This window comes from Phyllobacterium sp. 628, assembly GCF_014189505.1.
GTDB lineage: Bacteria > Pseudomonadota > Alphaproteobacteria > Rhizobiales > Rhizobiaceae > Phyllobacterium.
In genome coordinates, this window is sequence record NZ_CP050301.1 from 1,656,169 (window position 1) to 1,678,872 (window position 22,704).

22 protein-coding genes and 1 pseudogene are annotated in these 22,704 nt (G+C 58.1%); 11 read left to right on the plus strand and 12 right to left on the minus strand.

Annotated features, from left to right (window positions below; translation table 11 throughout):
- Positions 1 to 103 precede the first annotated feature (103 nt).
- Positions 104 to 1,255: a PA0069 family radical SAM protein gene (locus HB779_RS09700; protein ID WP_188345501.1), complete on the minus strand. Its 1,152-nt coding sequence runs from the start codon at positions 1,253 to 1,255 to the stop codon at positions 104 to 106.
- Between the two features lie 346 nt (positions 1,256 to 1,601).
- Here HB779_RS09700 and HB779_RS25720 point away from each other — a divergent pair, with 346 nt between their 5' ends.
- A complete protein-coding gene (locus HB779_RS25720) occupies positions 1,602 to 1,907 on the plus strand; it encodes a hypothetical protein (protein ID WP_371823902.1) in 306 nt (101 codons plus the stop codon).
- Between the two features lie 6 nt (positions 1,908 to 1,913).
- Here HB779_RS25720 and moaB read toward each other — a convergent pair whose 3' ends face one another.
- The 7 genes and pseudogenes from moaB to HB779_RS09740 form a co-directional block, all read right to left on the minus strand.
- Positions 1,914 to 2,465: a molybdenum cofactor biosynthesis protein B gene (moaB, locus tag HB779_RS09710; protein ID WP_188345502.1), complete on the minus strand. Its 552-nt coding sequence runs from the start codon at positions 2,463 to 2,465 to the stop codon at positions 1,914 to 1,916.
- 2 nt (positions 2,466 to 2,467) lie between these two features.
- A complete protein-coding gene (locus HB779_RS09715) occupies positions 2,468 to 3,352 on the minus strand; it encodes a 4-(cytidine 5'-diphospho)-2-C-methyl-D-erythritol kinase (protein WP_188345503.1) in 885 nt (294 codons plus the stop codon).
- Positions 3,353 to 3,358: 6 nt separating this feature from the next.
- Positions 3,359 to 3,543: pseudogene (locus HB779_RS09720) on the minus strand (hypothetical protein).
- 101 nt (positions 3,544 to 3,644) lie between these two features.
- Positions 3,645 to 4,514 (minus strand): S49 family peptidase, encoded by an 870-nt coding sequence (locus HB779_RS09725; RefSeq protein ID WP_188345504.1) that lies wholly within the window; start codon positions 4,512 to 4,514, stop codon positions 3,645 to 3,647.
- A gap of 79 nt (positions 4,515 to 4,593) precedes the next feature.
- On the minus strand, positions 4,594 to 5,367 hold the full coding sequence (locus HB779_RS09730; RefSeq protein ID WP_188345505.1) for a tRNA1(Val) (adenine(37)-N6)-methyltransferase: 774 nt from the start codon (positions 5,365 to 5,367) through the stop codon (positions 4,594 to 4,596).
- 3 nt (positions 5,368 to 5,370) lie between these two features.
- A complete protein-coding gene (locus HB779_RS09735; RefSeq protein WP_188345506.1) occupies positions 5,371 to 5,592 on the minus strand; it encodes a DUF2007 domain-containing protein in 222 nt (73 codons plus the stop codon).
- A gap of 48 nt (positions 5,593 to 5,640) precedes the next feature.
- Positions 5,641 to 6,201, minus strand: coding sequence for a chorismate mutase (locus HB779_RS09740; RefSeq protein WP_188345507.1), 561 nt, complete (start codon positions 6,199 to 6,201; stop codon positions 5,641 to 5,643).
- Positions 6,202 to 6,400: 199 nt separating this feature from the next.
- On the opposite strand from HB779_RS09740, the gene HB779_RS09745 reads away from it, so the two are divergent.
- The 5 genes from HB779_RS09745 to glyS all read left to right on the plus strand — a co-directional run bounded on the left by HB779_RS09745 (position 6,401) and on the right by glyS (position 13,382).
- Positions 6,401 to 7,417: a polyprenyl synthetase family protein gene (locus HB779_RS09745; RefSeq protein WP_188345508.1), complete on the plus strand. Its 1,017-nt coding sequence runs from the start codon at positions 6,401 to 6,403 to the stop codon at positions 7,415 to 7,417.
- Positions 7,418 to 7,563: 146 nt separating this feature from the next.
- Positions 7,564 to 9,381, plus strand: a complete 1,818-nt coding sequence (locus HB779_RS09750; protein ID WP_188345509.1) for a tetratricopeptide repeat protein — start codon at positions 7,564 to 7,566, stop codon at positions 9,379 to 9,381.
- A gap of 183 nt (positions 9,382 to 9,564) precedes the next feature.
- On the plus strand, positions 9,565 to 10,530 hold the full coding sequence (locus HB779_RS09755) for a glycine--tRNA ligase subunit alpha (protein ID WP_188345856.1): 966 nt from the start codon (positions 9,565 to 9,567) through the stop codon (positions 10,528 to 10,530).
- A 9-nt stretch (positions 10,531 to 10,539) separates the two neighbouring features.
- Positions 10,540 to 11,022 carry an endonuclease domain-containing protein gene (locus tag HB779_RS09760; protein ID WP_188345510.1) on the plus strand — a complete coding sequence of 161 codons (483 nt, stop codon included), beginning with the start codon at positions 10,540 to 10,542 and terminating at the stop codon, positions 11,020 to 11,022.
- Between the two features lie 65 nt (positions 11,023 to 11,087).
- Positions 11,088 to 13,382, plus strand: coding sequence for a glycine--tRNA ligase subunit beta (gene glyS, locus HB779_RS09765; RefSeq protein WP_188345511.1), 2,295 nt, complete (start codon positions 11,088 to 11,090; stop codon positions 13,380 to 13,382).
- A 44-nt stretch (positions 13,383 to 13,426) separates the two neighbouring features.
- On the opposite strand, the gene HB779_RS09770 is transcribed toward glyS, so the two are convergent.
- From HB779_RS09770 to HB779_RS09780, 3 genes are all read right to left on the minus strand, one after another.
- The gene (locus HB779_RS09770; protein ID WP_188345512.1) at positions 13,427 to 13,711 is read right to left on the minus strand and encodes a hypothetical protein; all 285 of its coding nucleotides are present in this window, start codon (positions 13,709 to 13,711) and stop codon (positions 13,427 to 13,429) included.
- A gap of 42 nt (positions 13,712 to 13,753) precedes the next feature.
- The gene (locus HB779_RS09775; protein ID WP_210302627.1) at positions 13,754 to 14,542 is read right to left on the minus strand and encodes a thioredoxin family protein; all 789 of its coding nucleotides are present in this window, start codon (positions 14,540 to 14,542) and stop codon (positions 13,754 to 13,756) included.
- A gap of 178 nt (positions 14,543 to 14,720) precedes the next feature.
- Entirely contained in the window at positions 14,721 to 15,137 is a 417-nt protein-coding gene (locus tag HB779_RS09780; protein WP_188345514.1) for a hypothetical protein, read from the minus strand.
- Between the two features lie 177 nt (positions 15,138 to 15,314).
- Between HB779_RS09780 and HB779_RS09785 the strand changes: the two genes are divergently transcribed.
- From HB779_RS09785 to HB779_RS09800, 4 genes are all read left to right on the plus strand, one after another.
- Positions 15,315 to 16,298 carry an L-threonylcarbamoyladenylate synthase gene (locus HB779_RS09785; protein ID WP_188345857.1) on the plus strand — a complete coding sequence of 328 codons (984 nt, stop codon included), beginning with the start codon at positions 15,315 to 15,317 and terminating at the stop codon, positions 16,296 to 16,298.
- Complete coding sequence (locus tag HB779_RS09790; RefSeq protein ID WP_188345515.1) at positions 16,295 to 17,710, plus strand: FAD-binding oxidoreductase; 1,416 nt, start codon at positions 16,295 to 16,297, stop codon at positions 17,708 to 17,710. Before HB779_RS09785 ends, HB779_RS09790 begins: the two co-directional genes overlap by 4 nt.
- 286 nt (positions 17,711 to 17,996) lie before the next feature.
- A complete protein-coding gene (locus HB779_RS09795) occupies positions 17,997 to 18,569 on the plus strand; it encodes a DUF6101 family protein (RefSeq protein WP_188345516.1) in 573 nt (190 codons plus the stop codon).
- A gap of 92 nt (positions 18,570 to 18,661) precedes the next feature.
- Positions 18,662 to 19,957, plus strand: coding sequence for an aminotransferase class V-fold PLP-dependent enzyme (locus tag HB779_RS09800; RefSeq protein ID WP_188345517.1), 1,296 nt, complete (start codon positions 18,662 to 18,664; stop codon positions 19,955 to 19,957).
- Here the strand turns inward: HB779_RS09800 and ubiA are convergent.
- Positions 19,954 to 20,964 (minus strand): 4-hydroxybenzoate octaprenyltransferase, encoded by a 1,011-nt coding sequence (ubiA, locus tag HB779_RS09805; RefSeq protein ID WP_188345518.1) that lies wholly within the window; start codon positions 20,962 to 20,964, stop codon positions 19,954 to 19,956. The two genes, HB779_RS09800 and ubiA, sit on opposite strands and share 4 nt — an antisense overlap.
- A gap of 426 nt (positions 20,965 to 21,390) precedes the next feature.
- Between ubiA and purD the strand changes: the two genes are divergently transcribed.
- Positions 21,391 to 22,674 (plus strand): phosphoribosylamine--glycine ligase, encoded by a 1,284-nt coding sequence (gene purD, locus HB779_RS09810; protein WP_188345519.1) that lies wholly within the window; start codon positions 21,391 to 21,393, stop codon positions 22,672 to 22,674.
- Positions 22,675 to 22,704: the final 30 nt, after the last annotated feature.

Here is a 22,704-nt window from a genome sequence, read left to right on the forward strand (position 1 = left end):
TTCTGATTCTCTGCAAGGCCCTGATGCGATGGGGCGAGCATCAGAGCGTCCGTCAGGGGGATGGGGGTCGCCTGACGGAAGGGGATGACCGAGCCGTTGCCGCTTAAAACAACGACAATTGCTCGCTCTTGGGTGTTGGCACAAACAGGTCCGTGCGCAGTCGCTGTCTGGCCAGATTGAGGCCGATGCGTTTGGCGGCAATCTCGAAACGCCGCTCGATCTGCCAGGCATAGGGACCTTCGCCGCGCATGCGCTTGCCCCATTCCGCGTCATAGTCTTTGCCGCCGCGCATGGAGCGTATCAGTGACAGCACATGCCGGTAGCGGTCGGGATAGTTGCGCAGCAGCCATTCCTTGAAAATAGGGCTTACTTCCAGCGGCAGGCGAAGCAGCACATAGCCAGCCTGGCGCGCGCCCATGGCATAGACGCTGTCGAGAATGCGCTCGATCTCATGATCATTGAGACCGGGAATGATCGGGGCCACCAAAGACCCTGTCGGTATGCCGGCATCGGAAAGGCTGCGCAGGGCCTGCAACCGGCGCGTCGGTGTCGAGGCGCGTGGCTCCATCGTCCGTGCCAGCTTGCCATCCAGCGACGTCACTGACAGGAAAACCTTGACGAGACCCTTTTCCGCCATGCGCGCCAGAATATCCTGATCCCGCAGGATAAGCGCTGATTTGGTCACGATACTAACCGGATGCTGGTGCTCCTCCAGCACCTGCAGGATCTCGCGCATGATGCGCCATTTCTTCTCGATCGGCTGATACGGGTCTGTATTGGTGCCAATCGCGATGGATTTTGCCGTATAACCCGGCTTGGACAATTCCCGGTCGAGCATCTTGGCTGCATCCGGCTTGGCAAACAGTTTCGACTCAAAGTCGAGGCCAGCGGAAAACCCCATATAGCTATGTGTGGGCCGGGCAAAGCAGTAGATGCAGCCATGTTCGCAGCCGCGATAGGGGTTGATCGATCGGTCAAACCCGACATCGGGGGAATCGTTGCGCGTGATGATCGTGCGCGGCTTCTCGATCTGCACTTCGGTTTTGAACGCCGGCAAATCTTCAAGCGTCTCCCAGCCATCGTCAAAAACATGTCGGGTTTCGGGCTCAAACCGGCCGGATGGGTTCATGCCCGCGCCACGTCCGCGGCGGCGCTCGTGATTAATCCGCAGGCCGGCTTCCTCGACAACAGCATTGGCATGCTCCGTCCGGCCTTGCCCGAAAGCCGCCTTGTCCGCTTGCACCATGATGTTCATCGGCATTCTCCTTGGGAGGGGAGCTGAGTCGCTCGTCGCTATCGCAACATGAATGTATTCCTAGCAAGTTATGAGAACAAAGCAAGAACAATTTACATAAAAAGGGTGATGGAAATTTCAATCATAATACTATAACTGGAATTGATGATCTCGGTTCTGATTGAAACCCGCAATGCGGATGAACCCTTGGCCAGAACGCTCGGCGGACTGGTTGGCGGAGCTGTCGAGGGGTTGCTCAGCGATGTGATCATTGTCGATCGCGGCTCGATGGACCAGACCCATCGGGTGGCCGACGCGGCCGGTTGTATTTTCCTGCAGGACCAGACATTGATCGACGGGTTGCGCCGTGCACGCAGTGACTGGATCTCTGTTTCTGGAGCCCGGCGCACGTCTGGTGGATGGCTGGATCGAAGCAATGGCGGTACATGTGGAGCGCATGCAGGGCCCGGCCTGCTTCACCCGCTCGCACGCGCATCGGCGGCCGCTTTTTGCCCGTGTCTTTTCGCCGGGCAATCCGCTGGCCGATGGTCTGCTGATTTCAAAGCGTCAGGCGATGGCCCTGTCGAGCCCAGGGAAAAATGCCGTCGATCTGGCGCGGGGCCTCGCCATGAAACGCCTGCGCGCGGAAATCATTCCGGCGGCATTGAAGTAAGCTGCATCAGCTCTTTCCGCCACGCTTCAGATGCTCGTCCAGCCGTGGCATGATCTCGACGAAATTGCACGGCATCGACCGGTAATCCAGCTGAAACTGCAGAATATTATCCCATGCATCCTTGCAGGCGCCGGGGGAGCCGGGCAGCACAAAGACAAAAGTCGCATTGACCACCCCGCCCGTGGCGCGGGACTGGATCGTCGACGTGCCGATCTTGTCATAGGAAATGCGGTGGAACACTTCGGAAAAGCCGTCCATGCGCTTTTCGAAAATGGGTTCCAGCGCTTCGGGTGTCACATCCCGGCCGGTAAAGCCAGTGCCGCCCGTGGTGATAACAACGTCAATCTCCGGGCTTTCGGTCCATGCCAGCACCTGACCGCGTATCTTGTCGCGATCATCCGTGACAATGGCGCGCGCGGCAAGGCGATGGCCCGCTGCGGTGATGCGGTCGGCAAGTGTCGTGCCGGATTTGTCGTCTTCGAGCGTCCGTGTATCGGAAACGGTCAGGACGGCGATGCCAACCGGCACGAAGGGGCGCGTTTCGTCAATGCGGGCCAAGTTCAGTTCCCTTCGATGCTGCTGGTGCTTGCGACAACAAACCAGTCGGGCTGGCGTTTGCGCAGTTCTGTCGCTGCTGCCTCTGCAGCGCTGTCGCTGGGGTAAATTGCAAAACAAGTGCCGCCGGAGCCGGACATGCGCACAAGGCGCGGATTGGTATCGCGCAGGGCCTGCATACTGTCATTGATCGAGGGCGCTAGCATTTGGGTCGCGCTAAACAGATGGTTGGCTGTCTGGTCCAGATAGCTGCAAACATCATCAACGCTGGTCAATGCGGGCAGGGCCGGCAAAGGCGGATTGTCGCGCCGGGCGAGTGCGGCAAAAACCTGCGGCGTGCTGATCGTCACACCATTGTTGACAAGAACCATGGGCAGGCTGGGAAAACTGGCCAGCCGTTCGATTTCTTCGCCGATACCGCGCGCAATCAGCGCCTCACCATAGAGGCACATCGGAATATCGGCGCCCATTGGCAGACCAATGGCTGCCAGCTCGGTGAGACTGGCTCCGATATTCCACAATGAAGCAAGTGCGCGCATCGCCGTGGCCGCGTCGCTGGAGCCACCGCCGATGCCGGAGGCCACAGGCAGATGTTTTTCCAGATGGATGGCAACAGGGGCGGCCTGCGCCGGATAGTGCTGGCGCAAGGCATCGCGCGCCTTAAGCACGAGATTTGTGGCGTCGTCGGGCAGTCCCTCACCATAGGGACCGGATATGGAAAACGCATCACTGGCGGCTTTGGTCACGGTTACCCGGTCGCCAAACCGCGCAAAAACCACCAGACTGTCGAGCAGATGATATCCATCGCTGCGCCTGCCGGTCACATGCAGCGCAAGGTTGACCTTGGCCGGGGCGATCAGGCTGATGGTGTGATCAGGACTGGCGAGCATCGGGGCTCAATCTTTGCGCAGGCGATATTCACCGGTTTCAGGATCCTGAACCAAGGTCCCCTGCGCGCTATTCTGCTTTTCTTTCTCGGCCTCGCGCACGCGCTGTGACACGCGTTGCGCTTCCTTTTTGAACGAACGGTAACCGTAATAGGCGGCGGCGCCGACAATGGCAAAAAGATCAATTGTGGCATCGTGCGTAAACCTCAACTACCGGTAATATTCCTCGCCCGCATCAATAGCACGGAGTTTTGGCCTTGCCAAAAAATCCTGAGCCGATTTATGGGTGTCCGCCTTAAAGCCCGAAACGCGACCACAGCGCCCGTTCTTCGGCGGCGTCCACCAGACCATTGGCCAAATTGCTGGCAAGACCGGCGCTCAAGCCTTCGATCCTTGTGCTGGCGGATGGAATTCTCCGGCCAAACAGACCGCGCGGCTGTGAAATCAGCTTTAGCTTGGTTTTGGGGCCATATTGCGACTGCAGATACGAGCGCATGTCGCCGAGACCATCAATGAGCCCGAGTTCGACGCTGCGAACGCCGGTCCAGAACTGACCGGTGAAAAGATCGATGCTGTCGGTGAGTTTATCACCGCGCCGCTCTTTCACCAGATCGATGAAAGTCTCGTGGATTTCCAGCTGCAATGCCTTCAGATGGTCGATATCCGCCTTGTTTTCCGGCTTGAACGGATCAAGCGTCGCCTTGTTCTTGCCTGCCGTATGGACACGCCGTTCCACACCAATTTTCTTGATCAGCTCGGTAAAACCAAAACTAGCCGAAACCACGCCAATCGAGCCAACGATAGAAGAGGGGTCGGCGATGATCTCATCCCCGGCAACAGCTATCAGGTAACCGCCGGAGGCGGCGACATCCTCGACGAAGACATAGACCTTCTTGTTCTTTTCGGCGGCCAGATCGCGGATACGCCGGTAGATCAGCCGCGATTGCACCGGTGAGCCGCCGGGCGAATTGATCGAGATCGCTACCGCTGGCGAATCTTTATCTTCAAAGGCTTTTTCCAGCACAGAAGCAGTCGATGCCAGAGAAAGATTCTGCCGGAATTGACCGCCGCCAGACATGATGGCGCCATGCAGGCGAACCACCGGTATCTCCACAAAATCGGGGCGCCAGCGGCGCGGCAGTAATTTTCTGATCAATCGGGCCAATGCTTTCTCCTTGCACCTGTTGCAGTGTTGAGCATGTAGGCGATACATGGCAAATCACAATGGCAACGGGCCTGAAATGCTAAAAAAGCCCCGACAAACCGTTGTTTATGGCCGTGGCGCGCTCGGTAAAGCCATTGCCCGTCTCGCCATGCATGATCAGCGCGGGGGCCAGCGTCAATCCGGCACGGCTGCCGCGAATGCCGCGGATGATGATGCGTATCGCGGCATCCTGCGGCCTTGGCTGTACAGGCACGATCACCAGCCCGCCAAATCGTCGTTGCAGGGCTTCGAGCAATTCGGCCATGGAGGTTGGGCGGGCGATGATGGCGAGCGATCCTCCCGGTTTGACAATGGCGGCGGCGGTACGGATCCATTGCTCCATCATGCCATCGGTCATCACATGGGCTTCCGCCTTGACCGGGTCCGGCGTGGCCCGATCAGTCGGTAGATTGAAGGGCGGGTTCATGATGACATAATCAAAGCTGTTATCGGCAAGCCCTGCCGCGCCGCGTGCCTTGCCGGTCAGCGTGACGTCCGCCACCACCACTTCCGCGCGCTCCGCGATACTTTTGTTTTCAGGAAGCGCCAGAGATTTGCGGGCAAAATCCGCCATCAGGTCGGAGCGCTCGATCAGAACCGCACTGGCCTTGGTGCAGCGGGAAAGCACGGCAAATCCCGCCGCCCCGGCACCGGCTCCAAGATCAGCCACGCGGCCGGAAAAATCATTGGGCACCACACTGGCGAGCACCATTGCATCGACGCCCGACCGGTGGCCTTTGAGCGCTGGTTGCAGCAGATGAAAACGTCCGCGATGAAATGCATCCAGCGTATGGGGAGTATCGGATGACGGCATAAATCAGGTACGCAACTCACGCTCGAGGCAGGCATCTTTCAGCAATTGCCGGGCTTCAGCTTCCCGGTCAGAATCGACGAGGACTCGGCGCGCGATGGCGCCGACAGAGCCTTCCAGAATGCTCATGTTCGAATCGGTGACAAAATGACTGATACCGGCATCTTTCAGCAATGATTCGACAAAGGAAATGAGAACCAGGTCATTCGTGCGGACGATTTCGATCATGGAAGTCCCCCTTCGGTTCGCGGTTGCGAATTCTTATATAGGTTCTCACTATTTTTTCACAATGCAGAGACCGGCCAGCGCCCGGTCAAGCGCTATGGCGTGCAATGCATCAAGCTTCTCCGCCCTCACCACTTCGCCGGCTGCCTTTGCCAGAGCAGCCGGGCAATCCTTGGCATCCCGCATGCCGGAAACCCCGTCCAGTTCGTGCACAAGCTTTTCGCTCAACTGGCTGAGGGCGGGCCGGATTTCTTTCACCAGATCCGGTCTTGGAGTATTCGGCGCGCCGCCGTCGCGGTGCCATCCGGCCAACAGTGAATACTGGATGAGCTTGTTTGCTTCAATCTGGCTGGTGAAGAAAAGCTGGAGCAGCGCCGGATCGAGCTTGTCGGCGCCGGGCAGGGCGGCGGCACCGGATATGACCTTCGCTTCCTGTTCCTTGTCTTCGACGGGGCGGCCAGAATCCCATTTGGACAGGGCAACCTTGTCAGCAAATTGCAACCGCCCGGCGACGACTTCCGCAAGTTTTTCGAAAGAGGGTGACTGGGCAAGGACCGGGGTGGAGTTCATTGCCAGAGCCAGAACGATCACGCAGCGGCTTGTCAGTTTCATGGGACAGGTCCTTTCAAAATTACTCTGTGTGCCCTATCTACGGCACACCAGTTTGGGGGCATGAAGTTGCAGGAATAGGGGCGAGGCCTATCACGAATTTGTAACCCGAACATTTTTGCGCGCCAATTCGCCGCTTGCGGGTTATACCCTCACAAAATAAGGTGTCGCCGCATTCTGCGAGAAGTTTAGGAGTTTCGTTTTGGGCGTTGTTGTCAGTCTGGACGATAAGAAGAACAGCACGGGATCAGTACAACCGCTGATCGATCTTACCAAGGCCGACATGGCCCGTGTCAACGAGCTTATCCTGTCAAAAGCCGGTTCGGACGTCGAAATGATTCCCGAAGTGGCGAACCATCTGATCTCTTCCGGCGGCAAGCGCCTGCGCCCGATGATCACCCTCGCTGCGGCCCGCATGTTCGGCTATGAGGGCGATGGTCACGTCAAGCTCGCCACCAGCGTCGAGTTTATGCACACGGCAACGCTGCTGCATGATGATGTGGTGGATGAAAGTGATCTGCGCCGTGGCAAAAGCACGGCTCGCATGATCTGGGGCAATCAGGCCAGCGTTCTCGTCGGCGATTTCCTGCTCGGTCAGGCTTTCAAGATGATGGTGGATGTCGGCTCGCTTGAAGCGCTCGATGTGCTCGCCACCTCCGCCTCGGTGATTGCCGAAGGCGAAGTCATGCAACTCGCCGCCGCCAAAAATCTCGAAACGACCGAAGATGAATATTTATCTGTGATCAAGGCCAAGACTGCGGCGCTGTTTTCAGCTGCCGCCGAAGTCGGCCCGATCATTGCCTCCTCCTCGAAGACAGATCGTCAGGCGCTGCGCTCCTACGGCCTCAATCTCGGCCTTGCCTTCCAGCTGGTTGACGATGCGCTGGATTATGGCGGCAATGCCAAGGATCTCGGCAAGAACACCGGTGATGATTTCCGCGAAGGCAAGATCACACTGCCTGTTATTCTCACCTATCGCCGGGGCACGGCGGAAGAGCGTCTGTTCTGGAAAGACGCGCTGGAAAACGGCTCCAATGACGACAAGGGGCTGGAAAAGGCCAAGGGATTGATGACGCGCTACGGGGCGCTCAGCGATACGATCCAGCGGGCCCGGCATTTCGGCGGCATTGCCCGTGATGCGCTGGCACCGCTTGACCAGTCGCCGCAGAAGGACGCGCTTCTGGAGGTTATCGATTTCTGCATCAGCCGGGTGAATTGATAATTCTGACCGCTGCATCCAGTCCGCTTGGACTTTATCGCGAAATCTTTCAATGAAACTTGAGAGAGGACCGAAAAGAGGCCATGCTTTTCCTGAGGATTCGGGTGATCATTTCAGTATGACGACAATGAAGAGGGATTTTGGATATGCAGCGCAGTAAATTGCTCAGCTCCGTTATGGGCGCAACACTTGCTGCTGCCTTGGCTGTGGGCGTCATTCCCGTCTCCGCCGCCACCGGGAAAGAAGCTGTCCCCAATGCCGGAACCCTGTCCGGAGCCTTCCTGTCCGCGCGCACCGCCGAGCGCAGCAACGATTTCGACGGCGCCATTTCCTATTACCGGCAGGCGCTGGCCTATGATCCTAAGAATGCGGAGCTGCGCCAGAGCCTTCTCCTCGTACTTTTGACCGATGGTCAGTTCAAGGAAGCGCTTCCAATCGCCGAGGAATTGAAATCCGTTCCCGAGATCGAGCGTTTCTCGCGTCTGGCTCTTGGCATCGATGCGATGAACAAGAAGCAGTATCAGAAGGTTGAAAACCTGATGATGCTATCGCTGCAGTCTGATCTCGACAAAATGATCACCGGTTTGATCTCCGCCTGGGCCAAGGCCGGCGCTGGCAAGCCCAATGACGCCATTGCAATGATCAGCAAGCTGAAGGGACCGGATGGTTTCGCGCTGTTCAAGATTTACAACTCAGCGCTTATCGCCGATATGGCTGGCCAGAAGGACAAGGCGGCTGCGTTCTACCAGAGCGCGCTTGAGGACCGCCCAAGCCTTGCCGCTGCGCCCGATACTTACGAACGTCTGGTCGAAGCCTATGCCTCGTTTAAAATGCGCAATGGCGACAAGGCCGGTGCAGAAACATTGATCAAGGACGCGTCGGAAGTGCTTTCGGGCCGTATGGTGCTGGCTGAATTCGGCAAGCAGCTCTCGGCAGCCAAAAGCGTGAAGCCGCTGGTACAGACCCCGCAGCAGGGCGCAGCCGAAGTGCTTTATACGCTCGCAACAGCCATCAACCGTAGCGGCGCCGAAGCTTTTTCCAAGCTTTACCTGCAGATGGCCTTGCCATTGCGTCCCGAACATGACGCGACCCTGTTCCAGATCGGCGATATCAGCGCCAAGCTTGAACAGCCGGAAAAGGCTGTCGACTACTTCAAGCGCATTCCCGCCGATTCCGCCTATAGCCGCGATGCTGAGATGCAGATTGCCATCAATCTCGCTATTCTCAAGAAGCATGACGAGGCAATCGCGCATCTGGATGGCCTGCTTGCAGCCAATCCGGATGACTTGCGCACGTACCTTGCCATCGGCAGCATTTATGCGCAGGACAAGAATTTCGCCAAGGCAGCCGAGACCTATGACAAGGCCGTTGCCTCAATCAAGACGCCGGTTCGGAACGACTGGATGCTCTTCTATCAGCGCGGCATCTCCTATGAGCGGCTGAAGCAATGGGACAAGGCGGAGCCGAATTTCACCAAGGCTCTCGAACTTTATCCCGATCAGCCCCAGGTGCAGAACTATCTCGGCTATATGTGGATCGACATGAACATGAAGCTGGAACAGGGTCTGGATCTGATCAAGAAGGCCGTCGCTTCGCGTCCGCAGGATGGCTACATCGTCGACTCTCTCGGCTGGGCTTATTACCGGCTGGGCAACTACGCCGATGCCGTTACACAGCTCGAACTGGCGATCAAGCTGCTGCCGCAGGACCCGACGATCAACGATCATTTGGGCGATGCCTATTGGCGTGTGGGCCGCAAGCTGGAAGCAACATTCCAGTGGAGCCACGCCCGCGATTCCAAGCCGGAACCGGAAGATCTGGTCAAGATCGAGGACAAGCTGAAAAACGGCCTTCCCGACGAAAAACAGCCGGGCGTTGCCAAGAATGGCACTGAAGATCCCAAGCCGCCCGTCGCACCTGCGCCTGAACCAGCGCCAGCGCCAGTACCCGGCAACAAGGGCTGATCGTTTCTCCCGAGGGAGTGGTGGACTATCCGCCGCTCCCCGCCGGTCCTACCTTCAGCGTTTGCGAAAGCATCCGCTGCGTCTTCCTTTCGCTTGACCGGCTACACGCCACGTTTTAGGACGTGCACTCCATTCCCGTTCGTCAAAAAGGCCTGTCCTGTGACCGTCCCACTGCCCGATCATATGCACCCGACCCGTTCTTTCCAGGGTCTCATCCTGACGCTCCATCATTATTGGGCACAGCACGGTTGCGTTATCCTGCAGCCCTATGACATGGAAGTCGGCGCGGGTACGTTCCATCCGGCGACGACATTGCGCTCACTTGGTCCCAAGCCATGGAAGGCTGCCTATGTGCAGCCGTCGCGCCGTCCCAAGGATGGCCGTTATGGTGAAAACCCCAATCGCCTGCAGCATTATTACCAGTATCAGGTGATTATGAAGCCATCGCCCGCCAACCTGCAGGAGCTTTATCTTGGCTCGCTGCGTGCCATTGGCCTTGATCTTCTGCTGCATGATATCCGCTTTGTGGAAGACGATTGGGCAAGCCCGACGCTGGGTGCATGGGGTCTCGGCTGGGAATGCTGGTGCGATGGCATGGAAGTCTCGCAATTCACCTATTTCCAGCAGGTCTGCGGCATTGAATGTTCACCGGTTTCGGGCGAACTGACCTATGGTCTGGAGCGCCTTGCCATGTATGTGCAGGGTGTCGACAATGTCTACGATCTGAATTTCAACGGTCTTGAGGGCGACGAAAAGGTCACCTATGGCGATGTCTTCCTGCAGGCCGAGCAGGAATATTCGCGGCACAATTTCGAGCACGCCAACACGGCGGTCCTGTTGCGGCATTTTGAAGATGCAGAAGCCGAATGCGCTGCGCTTTTACGCGCCGGGGCGCCAAAGGAAGGCGAAAACAGTCCGATGCATAAGATGGTGCTGCCCGCCTATGACCAGTGCATCAAGGCTTCGCATGCGTTCAATCTGCTCGATGCGCGCGGCGTGATCTCGGTGACCGAACGGCAGAGCTACATCCTGCGCGTGCGCAATCTTGCCCAGCAATGCGGCGAGGCCTTCCTTTTGACGGAAGCCGGTGGCGTGAATTATCAGCCGGTTGACGCGGGCAGCGGTAACGGCAAACCGGATAATATGTGAGCGATCGGAATGCCGGATATCTCACTTTTCAAGACTGCATCTGCCCGAAAGTTGCGGGTGGCTATGACCGACGAAGAGAGAAAACTTTGGCGTCATCTTTGGCGTATTCCATTGGCCGGTTCGCATTTTAGACGGCAGGCTCCCATTGGTCCCTATTGTGCAGATTTCCTCTCGCATCGGCTTAAGCTGGTGATCGAGGTGGATGGATTTCAGCATGGACGCGAACCGCAACGCCGCCATGATGCCAAAAGAACGGCTTGGCTTGCACGGAACGGTTATCGTGTGCTGCGCTTCTGGACTCATGAAGTGCGCACTGAACTCGATAGCGTGCTTGATACGATTTATGCGATTGTTCAGGAACAGATGATCCTTCACCCCACCCCGGACCTGCGGTCCGACCCTCCCCATCGAGGGGAGGGTGACCGTGGCAATGGCATCGCCACCTCCCCCTTTGATGGGGGAGGTCGCACCGAAGGTGCGGGTGGGGGGTGACAATATGCTGCCTAAAAAATTCTTCTCCCCCGAAATTTGGAACCCCATTGAGGGCAGGAGCCACTATGCCTGATCTTTTACTTGAACTTCGTTCCGAAGAAATACCCGCCCGCATGCAGCGCAAGGCGGCGGGTGATCTGAAGAAGCTTGTTACCGATGGTCTCGTTGAGGCCGGGCTGACCTATGAGGCCGCTGGCGAGTATTGGACGCCGCGCCGTCTGACATTGGATATTCGCGGCCTGACAGCGCGTTCGAAAGACGTGCACGAAGATCGCAAGGGCCCAAGCGTCAACGCTCCGGAGCAGGCGATTGCTGGCTTTCTGCGCTCGGCAGGCCTTAATGACATTTCCGAAGCCCACGTTCACACCGATCCGAAAAAGGGCGATTTTTACGTCGCACATCTGACCAAACGCGGGCGTGCGGCGGAAGAGATCATTGCGGAACTGCTACCGAAGATCATTCGTGAGTTTCCGTGGCCGACATCCATGCGCTGGGGCAAAGCTTCGGCCAAGGCGGGCAGCTTGCGCTGGGTGCGCCCGCTTCAGTCCATTGTCTGCACATTCGGCCCGGAAACCGAAGAGCCCGTTATTGTCGATTTCGAAGTCAGCGGCGTGCGTTCCGGCAATGTCACCTATGGTCACCGCTTCCTCAGTGACGGGGAGCCGATCACCGTCCGCCGCTTTGATGATTATGTCGCCAAGCTGGAAAAGGCCAAGGTCGTTCTGGATGCCGACCGGCGCAAGGAGATCATCCTCGCCGATGCCCAGAACATCGCCTTTGCCTCCGGCCTGGAACTGGTCGAAGACGAAGGTCTGCTCGAAGAAGTGTCGGGCCTCGTCGAGTGGCCAGTGGTGCTGATGGGCGAGTTCGAGGAGAAATTCCTCGCCATCCCGCCTGAAGTTGTCCGCCTGACCATCAAGACCAATCAGAAATGCTTCGTAACCCGCAGGTCCGGTGAGACAGACAAACTTTCCAACAAATTCATCCTCGTCTCCAACATTGTTGCAAGCGATGGCGGCCAGGAAATCGCCTATGGCAATGGCAAGGTTGTGCGCGCTCGCCTGTCCGATGCGCTCTATTTCTGGAACACCGATCAGCACGATTTGCCGGATATGGAAAAACTGGCCGCAGCCGCCATTCGCTTTGATCTTGATTTGAAGAAGCCGCTCGACCAGCGCATGGCGCGGCTCGATGCGCTCAATGTTACATTCCATGCCAAGCTCGGCACACAGGGCGAACGTGTGACCCGTATCAAAGCGCTGGCACGCGATCTCGCGCCTCTTGTGGGTGCCGATCCGGCGCTTGCCGCTCGCGCTGCGGTTTTGGCCAAGGCGGATTTGACCACCGAGATTGTCGGTGAGTTCCCTGAACTGCAGGGCGGCATGGGCCGCAAATATGCCCTGCTGCAGAACGAGCATCCATCCGTGGCGGCGGCGCTTGAGGAACATTACAAGCCTCAGGGGCCGTCGGACAATGTGCCGGGCGATCCCGTTTCGGTTGCCGTCGCGCTCGCCGACAAGATCGACACGCTGGTCGGGTTCTGGGCGATCGATGAAAAACCGACGGGCTCCAAAGACCCCTATGCCCTGCGCCGCGCGGCGCTCGGCGTCATTCGTTTGCTGCTGTCGAGCGACTGGCAGATCGAGCTTATGCCGGTTTTCCAGGCTGCCTTTGCGCAGTTGCGTGAGGACGCGGTCGAAAAGCATATCGAGCATTTTGAAGAGCATCAGGCAGCGCAACATTCCGGTGATGTTGACGGCGAAGAAGACGTCGCCAATGCCATTTCCGGTTATGAGAAGAAGGTGCGCGGCGAGGTTTCGCAGCACGCCCAACCTGTTCTGCGCGATCTTCTCGGCTTCTTCCATGAACGCCTGAAAGTGCATCTGCGTGACCTCGGCGCCCGTCACGATCTCATCGATGCTGTGCTGACGGAGGGTGCCGATAACCTGCTGCTCATTGCCCGCCGGGTTGAAGCGCTGGTGGTTTTTCTCAATGCGGAAGACGGCAAAAACCTTCTGGCCGGAACCAAGCGCGCAGCCAATATTCTTGCCGCTGAAGAGAAAAAGGGCACTGCCGTTGCCGCTACGGTTGACGCCGGGCTGTTCCAGCTTGATGCGGAAAAGAAGCTGTATGCGGCCGTGAATCAGGCTGAGAACGACGCGGCGCAAGCGATTCAAAAGCAAGACTTTTCCGGTGCGATGATCGCACTTAGCGTTTTGCGTGAACCGGTTGATTCATTTTTTGAAGAAGTGCTGGTGAATGACGAGAATCCCGAGATTCGGGCCAATCGGCTTGCCCTGCTCGCGCGCATCCGCACCGCCACCAATACCGTGGCGGATTTCTCGAAAATCGCTGGGTAATCAAGAGACAGGCGTGAAAACTTCGCGCCTGTCTTCTTCTGCGCTCACCTGATTGTAGGTGCCTGCGCAGTTGAGGCAAGCCCGCTGGCATGCGCGTCCGGCGAGCGCGTGGTGCAGATGGGCTGCGCGAGAATTTCCGCCAGCACGCTGCGGTCATGTATCTGCGCCCTTGCGGCATAATGCTCGTAGTGATGTGCTGCCAGCGTTGCACTCGAAATCAGTAGTGTTGCCAATGCCGCAACAATCGCCACCCGCTTTGCCAAGGGCTGCCAGCCGACTATGGCTTTTAGGCCGCGCCGCCATGCGGCTGCTATTGCGATAACCAACATTGCAATTGCACAGCACATTGCCGTTCCTCCCGTCGATCCGGATCAGGCCAGCGCTTCTTCATTGCTGTGCACTGTACAGCCACAGCCTTCCGGATGGAACCGGCCGGTAGCCTCGACAGTACCGCCCTTGCCATACATGTCGTGCGGGCGCACCCAATCACCCAGCGCGTGGTGCGGGCCGTTTTCATTGCGGCCTTTCGGCATCACGTCGAGAAACCGGTAGATACCGAGGAATTGTTCACCGCCGCGGCCAAAGGTCGAATAGGTGTGGTAGATCTGACCGTCTTCTTCCTTGTAGAAAATACTGTCGCCGGAAAGCTCCTCCATGCCGATATCGGCCTCACGGAAATTATAATAGGTCTTGCCCTTGGCGATATCTTCCGGTGTGAACGACACGTTGAAATCGTAATTGAAGTCACTGTTGAAGGACGAGACCCACGGGAATTGCCAACCCATGCGGCGGCGCAGAATTTCGATCTCCTGAATGGGCGCCCGCGCGATGGCGACATAGGACACGTCGTGATTTTGCAGGTGCACGAGAATACCCGTGAGATGATCGACTTCGAGCGAGCATCCGACGCAATGCTGGGTTTGGCCGGGACCCATCATGAAGTGCTTGATGAACAACTGGCTGCGCCCATTGAACAGATCGGCCAATGTCACTTTCCCTGACGGACTGTCGAACGTGTATTCCTTTTCGATCCTGACCCAGGGCAGGGAGCGTTGGTCGGCGCTCAATTGATCGCGCCTTTTGGTAAAGGCTTTTTCCTTGGCAAGCAGGGTGGTGCGTGCCTCAAGCCATTCATCGCGGGAAACCGTCTGGTGCTGCAACATCATGTCCTCCTTTGTATTACCTATTAGTTAAATAACTTATTGGTTAAATACATCTGAAAAGGAGGTCGGTCAAGAGTGGCAAACCGCGATGATACGAAATCGCTCATGGCCGAACCAATCCCCGGAGGATCAGACGGCAACACAGGCAAGATGGTGGAAGATTGCGTTGGTTCAGCTATTCCATGCTGGCGCGCAACGGAGTGGCGCCGACGGCGAGCAATCCGGTAGCCGGTTTTGCCAGCGCCGGGGCTTGTGCAACCGGTGTTGCATTTGCAGCAGGCAGGGTGGCCGCATTGGCAGTGGCAACGAGAGAGTCAGGCTTCGGACCATTGCCCTGCAGGCGGGCCATATATTGGCGCGAGCGTTCCCGCCGTTCCAGATAGGCTTGCAGCTTGGCTGCTTCCTTGGCCTTCTGCTCGATGCATGGCGTGCAGATGGGGTTGCCGTTGGCATCGAAACTGTCATAGCCGACATAGGAAACCGAGTTCGGCCGGGCGAACGGTCCCTTAAGCTTGATCGATTCTCCCGCCTGCGCAACGGCAAAGGAAGCGACGAGAACGGCGGCAGTTGTGGCAAGCAAACGGCGGAACATGCGGGTGTGATCCTTGTTGACCGCCCATCCATATCAGCCAAACCTTGCCAAGTTTTACCATCGACAGATTCAATTTTACGCATCACCTCATACGGTGAGTTCATCAGCCTCTACTTGCAGCAGGCCCCGCGCATCGTGTAGGCAATACCGCCTACCGGAGACGCGCCCTTGGCCGAGATGATAACATCAGACGAACGATCGATCCTGCAAGCCGCCAGGACACTGGCTGCAGGCAAACTCGTGGCTATCCCGACTGAAACCGTCTATGGCCTTGCCGCCGATGCCACCAATGGCGATGCGGTTGCCGGTATCTTCGAAGCGAAGGGCAGGCCGCATTTCAATCCGCTGATCTGCCATGTCTCGGATATCGCCATGGCCGGGCGCTATGCATTGATTGATCCCCTGTCGCGCAAGTTGATGGATGCGTTCTGGCCGGGACCGCTGACCTTGGTCCTGCCGCTGCGCCCCGATACGCACATTCATCCGCTCGTCGCAGCCGGACTTGAGACGGTGGCGCTACGCATGCCGCGCGGCATTGCCGGCAAGATCATCGCCGCACTCGGCCACCCGCTGGCCGCTCCCAGTGCCAATACATCAGGCAAGATCAGCGGCACCAGCGCACAGGCCGTTGCCGATGATCTCGGTGCAAAGATTGCTCTCATTCTTGATGCAGGCCCCTCCGAGGTCGGTCTGGAATCGACCATCGTCAAGGTGGATGGCGATGCGGTGCTGCTGTTGCGTCCGGGCGGGCTTGCCGCTGAAGACGTCGAGGCTGTCATTGGCCAAAAGCTGCAGCGCATGGATCAGCGCGCGGCCATCGAAGCGCCTGGTATGCTCGCCTCGCACTATGCCCCTGCTGCAGGTGTGCGGCTCAATGTGCACGAGGTTCGTCACGGCGAGGCACTGCTTGCCTTCGGACCGACCCGCGCAATCAACGCCCAGGCAGCCGCCGCACATCTCAACCTCAGCGAGACCGGCAATCTGCGTGAAGCGGCCGCCAATCTCTTTGACTATATGAAACGCCTCGATCGTCTCGGCAGTGCTGTCATCGCCGTCGAACCGATCCCGTTCAATGGACTGGGCGAGGCTATCAACGACCGTCTTGTCCGCGCTGCGGCGCCGCGTGTCCCTCCCATTGCAGAGTTGGAACAGATCAAATGACCCTGACGCCAGACCTTGTCGCCCGCTTCATCGCCATTGTCGGCGAAAAGAATGCCCTGCGCGATCCGCATGACATCGAGCCTTATCTGATCGAACCGCGCGAAAAGTTTGGTGGCAAGACCACACTGGTCCTGCGTCCTTCCGAAGTTGAAGAAGTTCAGGCCATCCTCAAACTCGCCACGGAAACCGGCACGGGCATTGTGCCCCAAGGCGGCAATACCGGGCTTGTCGGTGGGCAGATGCCGGATGCATCGGGCCAGCAGGTTATTCTCTCCCTGTCGCGTCTCAACAAGATCCGCGCGGTTGAGCCCGCGGGCAACCTCATTATCGTTGAGGCCGGTGTCGTCCTGCAAAAGCTGCAGGAAGCCGCTGAACAGGCCGGGCGTCTGTTTCCGCTGTCGCTGGGTTCGGAAGGCTCGTGCCAGATTGGCGGCAATCTATCCTCCAATGCCGGCGGTACAGCGGTGCTCGCCTATGGCAATACGCGCGAGCTTTGCCTGGGTGTGGAAGTGGTTTTGCCCACCGGCGAGGTGCTCAATGACCTGCGCTACGTCAAGAAAGACAACACGGGCTACGATCTGAAAGATCTGTTCGTCGGTGCGGAAGGCACACTCGGCGTCATCACCGCTGCTGTGATGAAGCTGTTTCCATTGCCCAAGGGCAAGGGCGTCGCCTATGCCGGGCTGAACAGTCCTGGCGATGCGTTGAAACTGCTGGCATTGGCGCAAAGCCATGCGGGTCCGGCGCTGACGGGCTTCGAATTGATGCCGCGCGTCGGCGTGGAGTTCTCGGTTGCCCACACTGAAGGCGTGCGCGATCCGTTGCAGGGTGTCCACAAATGGTATGTGCTGATCGATATTTCTTCGTCGCGTTCCGCTGAAGATGCGCGCGAGACCATCGAAGCTATTCTCACGGAAGCTTTTGAAGCCGGGCTTGTCGAAGACGCAACGATTGCTGACAGCACAGCCCAGGAAAAATCCTTCTGGCACATGCGTGAAGCCATGTCGATGGCGCAGAAACCCGAGGGCGGCTCGATCAAACACGACATATCGGTGCCGGTTGCGCGCATTCCGGAATTCATCGCCGAAGCCGATGCGGCTGTGCTCGAGATGATCCCCGGCGCCCGCATCGTTTCCTTTGGCCATATGGGTGATGGCAACCTGCATTATAATATCACCCAGCCTGTCGGTGCCGACAAGGAAGCCTTCCTTGTCCGCTGGAGCGAGGTCAATGCCCGCGTCCACGCCATCGTCCGTGCCTATAAAGGTTCTTTCTCCGCTGAGCATGGCATTGGTCAGCTGAAGCGCAAGGAACTGTCCGAGACCAAGTCGCCGGTGGCGCTGGATCTGATGCGCCGTATCAAAACATCCTTCGACCCTGCCGGTATCATGAATCCCGGCAAGGTGATCTGACAAACCAAAGGACCAGCGTTTATTGGAGGCGGGGAGGCGTTTCGATGCAAATCGAACCTCCCCGTAAGTCTTTGTTTATCTCTCTTTTTGAAACCTTACCGATGGTCGAATTTCGATAACCATTCCCCGCGATGACAAACGGTTAACCGCGTTCATTAAGCGGAAGCGGGGGGATTGGCGCCTATTGTTTCCCCATACGAGACCAGAAAAAATTGGTCCGCTTCTACAGGGAAATACCAAAGAGAAGACCGGAAAACCGGCTCTCAGGATCGACAGAAGGCGTCACATGAAAAAAGCCGGAGCAAAGCCGGTTTGGGCAGGTCGGGAATTCCGGCTTGACCCATTCCACCTGCCACAGACCGTAACCTACGCCACGCGTGATGATCGGGGCGACATCACCTTCTCGCTGCACGAGCGGGGTGCCGTGGTCAAGCGTGTGCTGCCAAACAGCCACCTCCCGGTATCGCTGGCTTTGCCGGCCTGCGCCTTTCTGGGTGTTACGGCCCGTGCCGCCGAAGATGAGCTTGGCGATATCACCGTGACGCTCGAACTCATGCACAGCGATCCGCACCTGTCCGTGCCATTGCTGGTAGCACATGACCTCAATGACATTGCCGCCGACTGGCGTGCCTGGTCATCCCTGTTCAAACTGCCGATGATGATGGTTGAAGAAGACGGCGAAGCCCGGCAGCTTGAACAGAGTATCGGACCGGTTGCCGTGGGCGAACCCATGGAGCGGCGTCAGGGCCGTGAACCGCGCCGCCGCCGTCCGCGCTTCCTTGCGCGCCGCAAGATGGGTGATCTCGGCCTGCGTCTGGTTGTTGGCGGTGAAGAAATCATCGCTTCTGGCCGCCGCTGAACCATCCCGCTCATCGTCATTCCCTTCATGCAGTTGTGACATTAGGGTCCTAATCAGGATTCCAATGAAACAACGTATGAAGGGATTGTCAGATGTCGGGCATTGAACGCCGTCATTTCCTGCTTGGCAGCGCGGTAACGGCCATTGCCGCAGCGACAGTTGCAAAAGCGTCGGCCGCTGAGACAGTTGCGCTTCCCTCAGTAGACGACGCTGCGATTGCCACTGACAAAGCCTATTGGGCGGCTGTCGGCGATCTCTATGACGTCGACCGGTCCATCGCCAATCTGGAAAACGGCTATTGGGGCATCATGGCCCGTCCGGTGCTGCAGGCCTATCTGGAAAATACCCAGCGTGTGAACAGGCAGAATACGGTCTATGCCCGCAATGCCTTTGGCAAAGATGCCGAGGATGTGTGCAATCGTGTCGCCGCCGCAGTCGGTGCCGCGCCTGAGGAAATTGCGCTGACACGCGGTGCAACGGAAGCCCTGCAAGTTCTCATTACCGGCTATAACAAGCTGCAGCCGGGCGATGCGGTGATCTATTCCGATCTCGACTATGACTCGATGCAATATGCGATGAATGCGCTGGCACCCCGTCGCGGCGTCGAGGTCAAGACCTTTGCCATTCCCGAGCCGGCAACCAGGGAAGCCGTGCTTGAGGCCTACCGCGCCGTGCTGGAAGCAACGCCAAAGGCCAGGCTGCTGATGCTCACGCATCTTTCCCATCGCACCGGTCTGGTTATGCCGATCCGCGAAATCGCCGATATGGCCCGTTCACGGGGCGTTGACGTGGTGGTGGACGCGGCTCATTCCTGGGGGCAGATGGATTTTAACGTTGCTGATCTCGGCGCCGATTTCGTTGGGTTCAATCTGCACAAGTGGATCGGTGCACCAATCGGCATGGGTTTCTTCTATATCCGCAAGGACCGGCTCGCCGATATTGACCGCGACCTCGCCGATGAAGATTGGCCAAAGGACGATATCCGCTCGCGCATTCACACCGGAACGACCAATTTCGCCGCGACCCTCACCGTTCCGGCGGCGCTGGATCTGCACGCGATGATCAGCTCGAAGCGCAAGCAGGCGCGGCTGACCTATCTTCGCAATTACTGGGTCAAAAAAGCCCGCGCCATCGATACGATTGAAATCCTGACGCCGGATGACGCTGCCATGCATGCCGGTATCACCTCGTTCCGCGTCAAGGGGAAAATCAGCAAGGACGACAACAACGCTTTGATGGTGGCGTTGCGCGACCAGCACAAGGTGTTGACAGTACGCCGCGCCGGCATAGCCAAAGGCCAGTGCCTGCGCGTTTCCCCCGCGCTTTATACCACCGAGGCCGAGCTTGACCAGCTGGTGGAAGGTTTGAACGCGATCAGTTCAAGCTAGAAAAACGGCTTGACCACGGTCCACAGCGCGCCGAGCACCAGCCCGGCGAAAATCAGCCAGCCAACGGTTTTGTTCGAGTGGAACAGCCGCAGACACTGTGCCGGATCGTCAATATCGAGCACCATGATCTGGCGGTACATATGCGCACCCGCAGCCAGAAGTCCCGCAACAGCGGGCATGGGCACCTCAGCCACGGCAAAGGCCCAGAGGAACAGCACCAGTGAGCCGCCATACAGCACCATCAGCGCTTCGCGGGTGCGGCTGCCGAACAGCCGTGCAGTTGAACCAACGCCCACAAGAGCGTCGTCTTCCTTGTCCTGATGGGCGTAGATCGTGTCATAGCCGATAACCCACAGGATTGATCCCGCATAGAGCAGCAGCGGCGGTAGAAAGTCCTTCAAGGTTGCCGGAGCGCCGAAATGCGCGGACCAGCCCACCAGCGCGCCCCAGGAAAAGGCAAGACCCAGCACCAGCTGCGGCAGGTTGGTGATACGCTTCATGAAGGGATAGATCGCAACGATCACCAGCGAGGCAATGGAAAGCAGAATGGTGAAACGGTTGAACTGGATGACCACCAGCAAACCCACAAGCGCTTGAAGCGCTATGAAAATTTTGGCCTGTTTGCGAGTAACCTGTCCGGATGGCAGCGGCCGCGAACGGGTGCGGGCCACCTGATTGTCAATATCCTCGTCGGCAAGATCATTATAGGTGCAGCCCGCGCCGCGCATGGCAATCGCGCCGATCAGAAACAGCACCAGATGATACGGCGAGGGAATGATAGACCAGATGGGATCGCCGACCTTGGCACCGGCGCTTGACGCCAATGCCACCGACCACCAGCAGGGCCAGAGCAGCAATATCCAGCCGATGGGCCGGTCCCAGCGCGCCAGCTGCGCGTAGGGCCATATCCATGCGGGCAAAACCCGGTAAACCCAATGCCCCGAGGGCGCATCGAAAACGCGGCCCCGCGCCTGCGTCGACTGGATAATATCTTTTTCTGATGTCATGCCGTGACCTTGCAGCGAGCGCTTCGCCAGTCAAGTAAATATTGCAGGATTTGGCTTTCTAACTTTGATGGCTCCTCTCTCTCCTTCATCCTCGGGCTTGACCCGAGGACCCATGGCTGAGGAGTGCCGAGAGGGAAGTTTGCTCGGTGTATTCCAGTGATGTGTATCCTTATTGGCAGATGACACCATGGCCCAAATAACTGGATCCCATTGAGGCTGGTATTAAGTTCTTGCCCCTTTGTCGTGGGTCCTCGGGTCAAGCCCTAGGATGACGGAGAGAGAATAGCTTGTGAAGACAGTGCAAATCAGAGCTGCTCAACCCACGCATCAAACACCTTTTCCGGGCAAATGTGCGATTGCATGCTTGACCCCTTGGCCTCAAGGCCATACCGAACAGCAATTCCCTCATGCGCGGAGCATAAAACGATGAACGTCCTGCTGATTGGTTCCGGTGGCCGCGAGCACGCTCTCGCCTGGAAGATCGCGGCATCGCCCGTGTTGACCAAGCTTTACTGCGCGCCGGGCAACCCAGGCATCGCGCGCGAAGCCGAGTGTGTGGCGCTCGATCCAGCCGATCACGCGGCCATTGTTGCCTTCTGCAAGGACAAGGCCATCGATTTCGTCGTTGTAGGCCCGGAAGCGCCGCTGGTCGCCGGTATCGCCGATGATCTGCGCGCGGCGGGTATTTCCGTGTTCGGCCCGTCCAAAGCTGCTGCGCAACTCGAAGGCTCCAAGGGTTTCACCAAAGATCTCTGCGCCCGTTTCAATATCCCGACCGGTGCCTATGGCCGCTTCACCGATGCTGCCGCCGCCCGCGCCTATGTGGAAAAGCAGGGCGCGCCGATTGTGGTCAAGGCCGATGGTCTGGCGGCAGGCAAAGGCGTCGTCGTTGCCATGACGGTGCAGGAAGCGCTTGACGCGGTGGATGCCTGTTTCGACGGTGCCTTTGGCGGAGCGGGTGCGGAAGTGGTGGTGGAAGAGTTTCTCGACGGTGAGGAAGCCAGCTTCTTCTGCCTCTGTGATGGCAAGACCGCGCTGCCATTTGGCACGGCGCAGGATCACAAGCGCGTTGGCGATGGCGATACCGGTGCCAATACTGGCGGCATGGGTGCCTATTCGCCCGCACCCGTCATGACACAGGCAATCATCGACCGCACGATGCGCGAACTGATTGAACCGACCATGCGCGGTATGGCGGAAATCGGCGCACCGTTCAGCGGCGTGCTGTTTGCCGGTCTGATGATCACCAAGGACGGTCCGAAGCTCATCGAATACAATACCCGCTTTGGCGATCCGGAAACACAGGTGCTGATGCTGCGGCTGAAGGACGATGTGCTGCTGCTCCTGAAAGCTGCTGCCGATGGCGCGCTCGATCAGATGTCGGTGCGCTGGTATGACGATCCCGCTCTGACCGTCGTCATGGCCGCCCGCGGTTATCCCGCTGCACCGGAAAAGGGCAGCACTATTCGCGGTGCCGATGCAGCGCAGCCGGACGGCGTGCAGATTTTCCATGCGGGCACCGCGCAAAAGAATGGCGACCTTATTGCCAATGGCGGGCGTGTCCTTAATGTCACGGCGAGCGGCAAAACGGTTGAGGAAGCACAGAACGCTGCCTATGCTGCAATTGCGAAAATAGACTGGCCTGAGGGCTTTTACCGCAGGGATATTGGCTGGCGCGCCATTGCACGCGAAAAGGGTGAAGCGTTGTAAAAACACCGTTGAACCGGTTTTCAACATTGA

What these genes read in the sequence shown, in the direction of transcription:
- HB779_RS09730 (WP_188345505.1), bottom strand. Translation starts at nt 5,367, where the DNA reads ATGCCGTCATCCGATACTCCCCATACGCTGGATGCATTTCATCGCGGA.
- ubiA (WP_188345518.1), bottom strand. Translation starts at nt 20,964, where the DNA reads ATGACATCAGAAAAAGATATTATCCAGTCGACGCAGGCGCGGGGCCGC.
- HB779_RS09770 (WP_188345512.1), bottom strand. Translation starts at nt 13,711, where the DNA reads ATGTTGGTTATCGCAATAGCAGCCGCATGGCGGCGCGGCCTAAAAGCC.
- HB779_RS09795 (WP_188345516.1), top strand. Translation starts at nt 17,997, where the DNA reads ATGAAAAAAGCCGGAGCAAAGCCGGTTTGGGCAGGTCGGGAATTCCGG.
- HB779_RS09700 (WP_188345501.1), bottom strand. Translation starts at nt 1,255, where the DNA reads ATGAACATCATGGTGCAAGCGGACAAGGCGGCTTTCGGGCAAGGCCGG.
- HB779_RS09780 (WP_188345514.1), bottom strand. Translation starts at nt 15,137, where the DNA reads ATGTTCCGCCGTTTGCTTGCCACAACTGCCGCCGTTCTCGTCGCTTCC.
- purD (WP_188345519.1), top strand. Translation starts at nt 21,391, where the DNA reads ATGAACGTCCTGCTGATTGGTTCCGGTGGCCGCGAGCACGCTCTCGCC.
- glyS (WP_188345511.1), top strand. Translation starts at nt 11,088, where the DNA reads ATGCCTGATCTTTTACTTGAACTTCGTTCCGAAGAAATACCCGCCCGC.
- HB779_RS09715 (WP_188345503.1), bottom strand. Translation starts at nt 3,352, where the DNA reads ATGCTCGCCAGTCCTGATCACACCATCAGCCTGATCGCCCCGGCCAAG.
- HB779_RS09800 (WP_188345517.1), top strand. Translation starts at nt 18,662, where the DNA reads ATGTCGGGCATTGAACGCCGTCATTTCCTGCTTGGCAGCGCGGTAACG.
- HB779_RS09760 (WP_188345510.1), top strand. Translation starts at nt 10,540, where the DNA reads ATGCCGGATATCTCACTTTTCAAGACTGCATCTGCCCGAAAGTTGCGG.
- HB779_RS09755 (WP_188345856.1), top strand. Translation starts at nt 9,565, where the DNA reads ATGCACCCGACCCGTTCTTTCCAGGGTCTCATCCTGACGCTCCATCAT.
- HB779_RS09790 (WP_188345515.1), top strand. Translation starts at nt 16,295, where the DNA reads ATGACCCTGACGCCAGACCTTGTCGCCCGCTTCATCGCCATTGTCGGC.
- HB779_RS09750 (WP_188345509.1), top strand. Translation starts at nt 7,564, where the DNA reads ATGCAGCGCAGTAAATTGCTCAGCTCCGTTATGGGCGCAACACTTGCT.
- HB779_RS09735 (WP_188345506.1), bottom strand. Translation starts at nt 5,592, where the DNA reads ATGATCGAAATCGTCCGCACGAATGACCTGGTTCTCATTTCCTTTGTC.
- HB779_RS09785 (WP_188345857.1), top strand. Translation starts at nt 15,315, where the DNA reads ATGATAACATCAGACGAACGATCGATCCTGCAAGCCGCCAGGACACTG.
- HB779_RS09740 (WP_188345507.1), bottom strand. Translation starts at nt 6,201, where the DNA reads ATGAAACTGACAAGCCGCTGCGTGATCGTTCTGGCTCTGGCAATGAAC.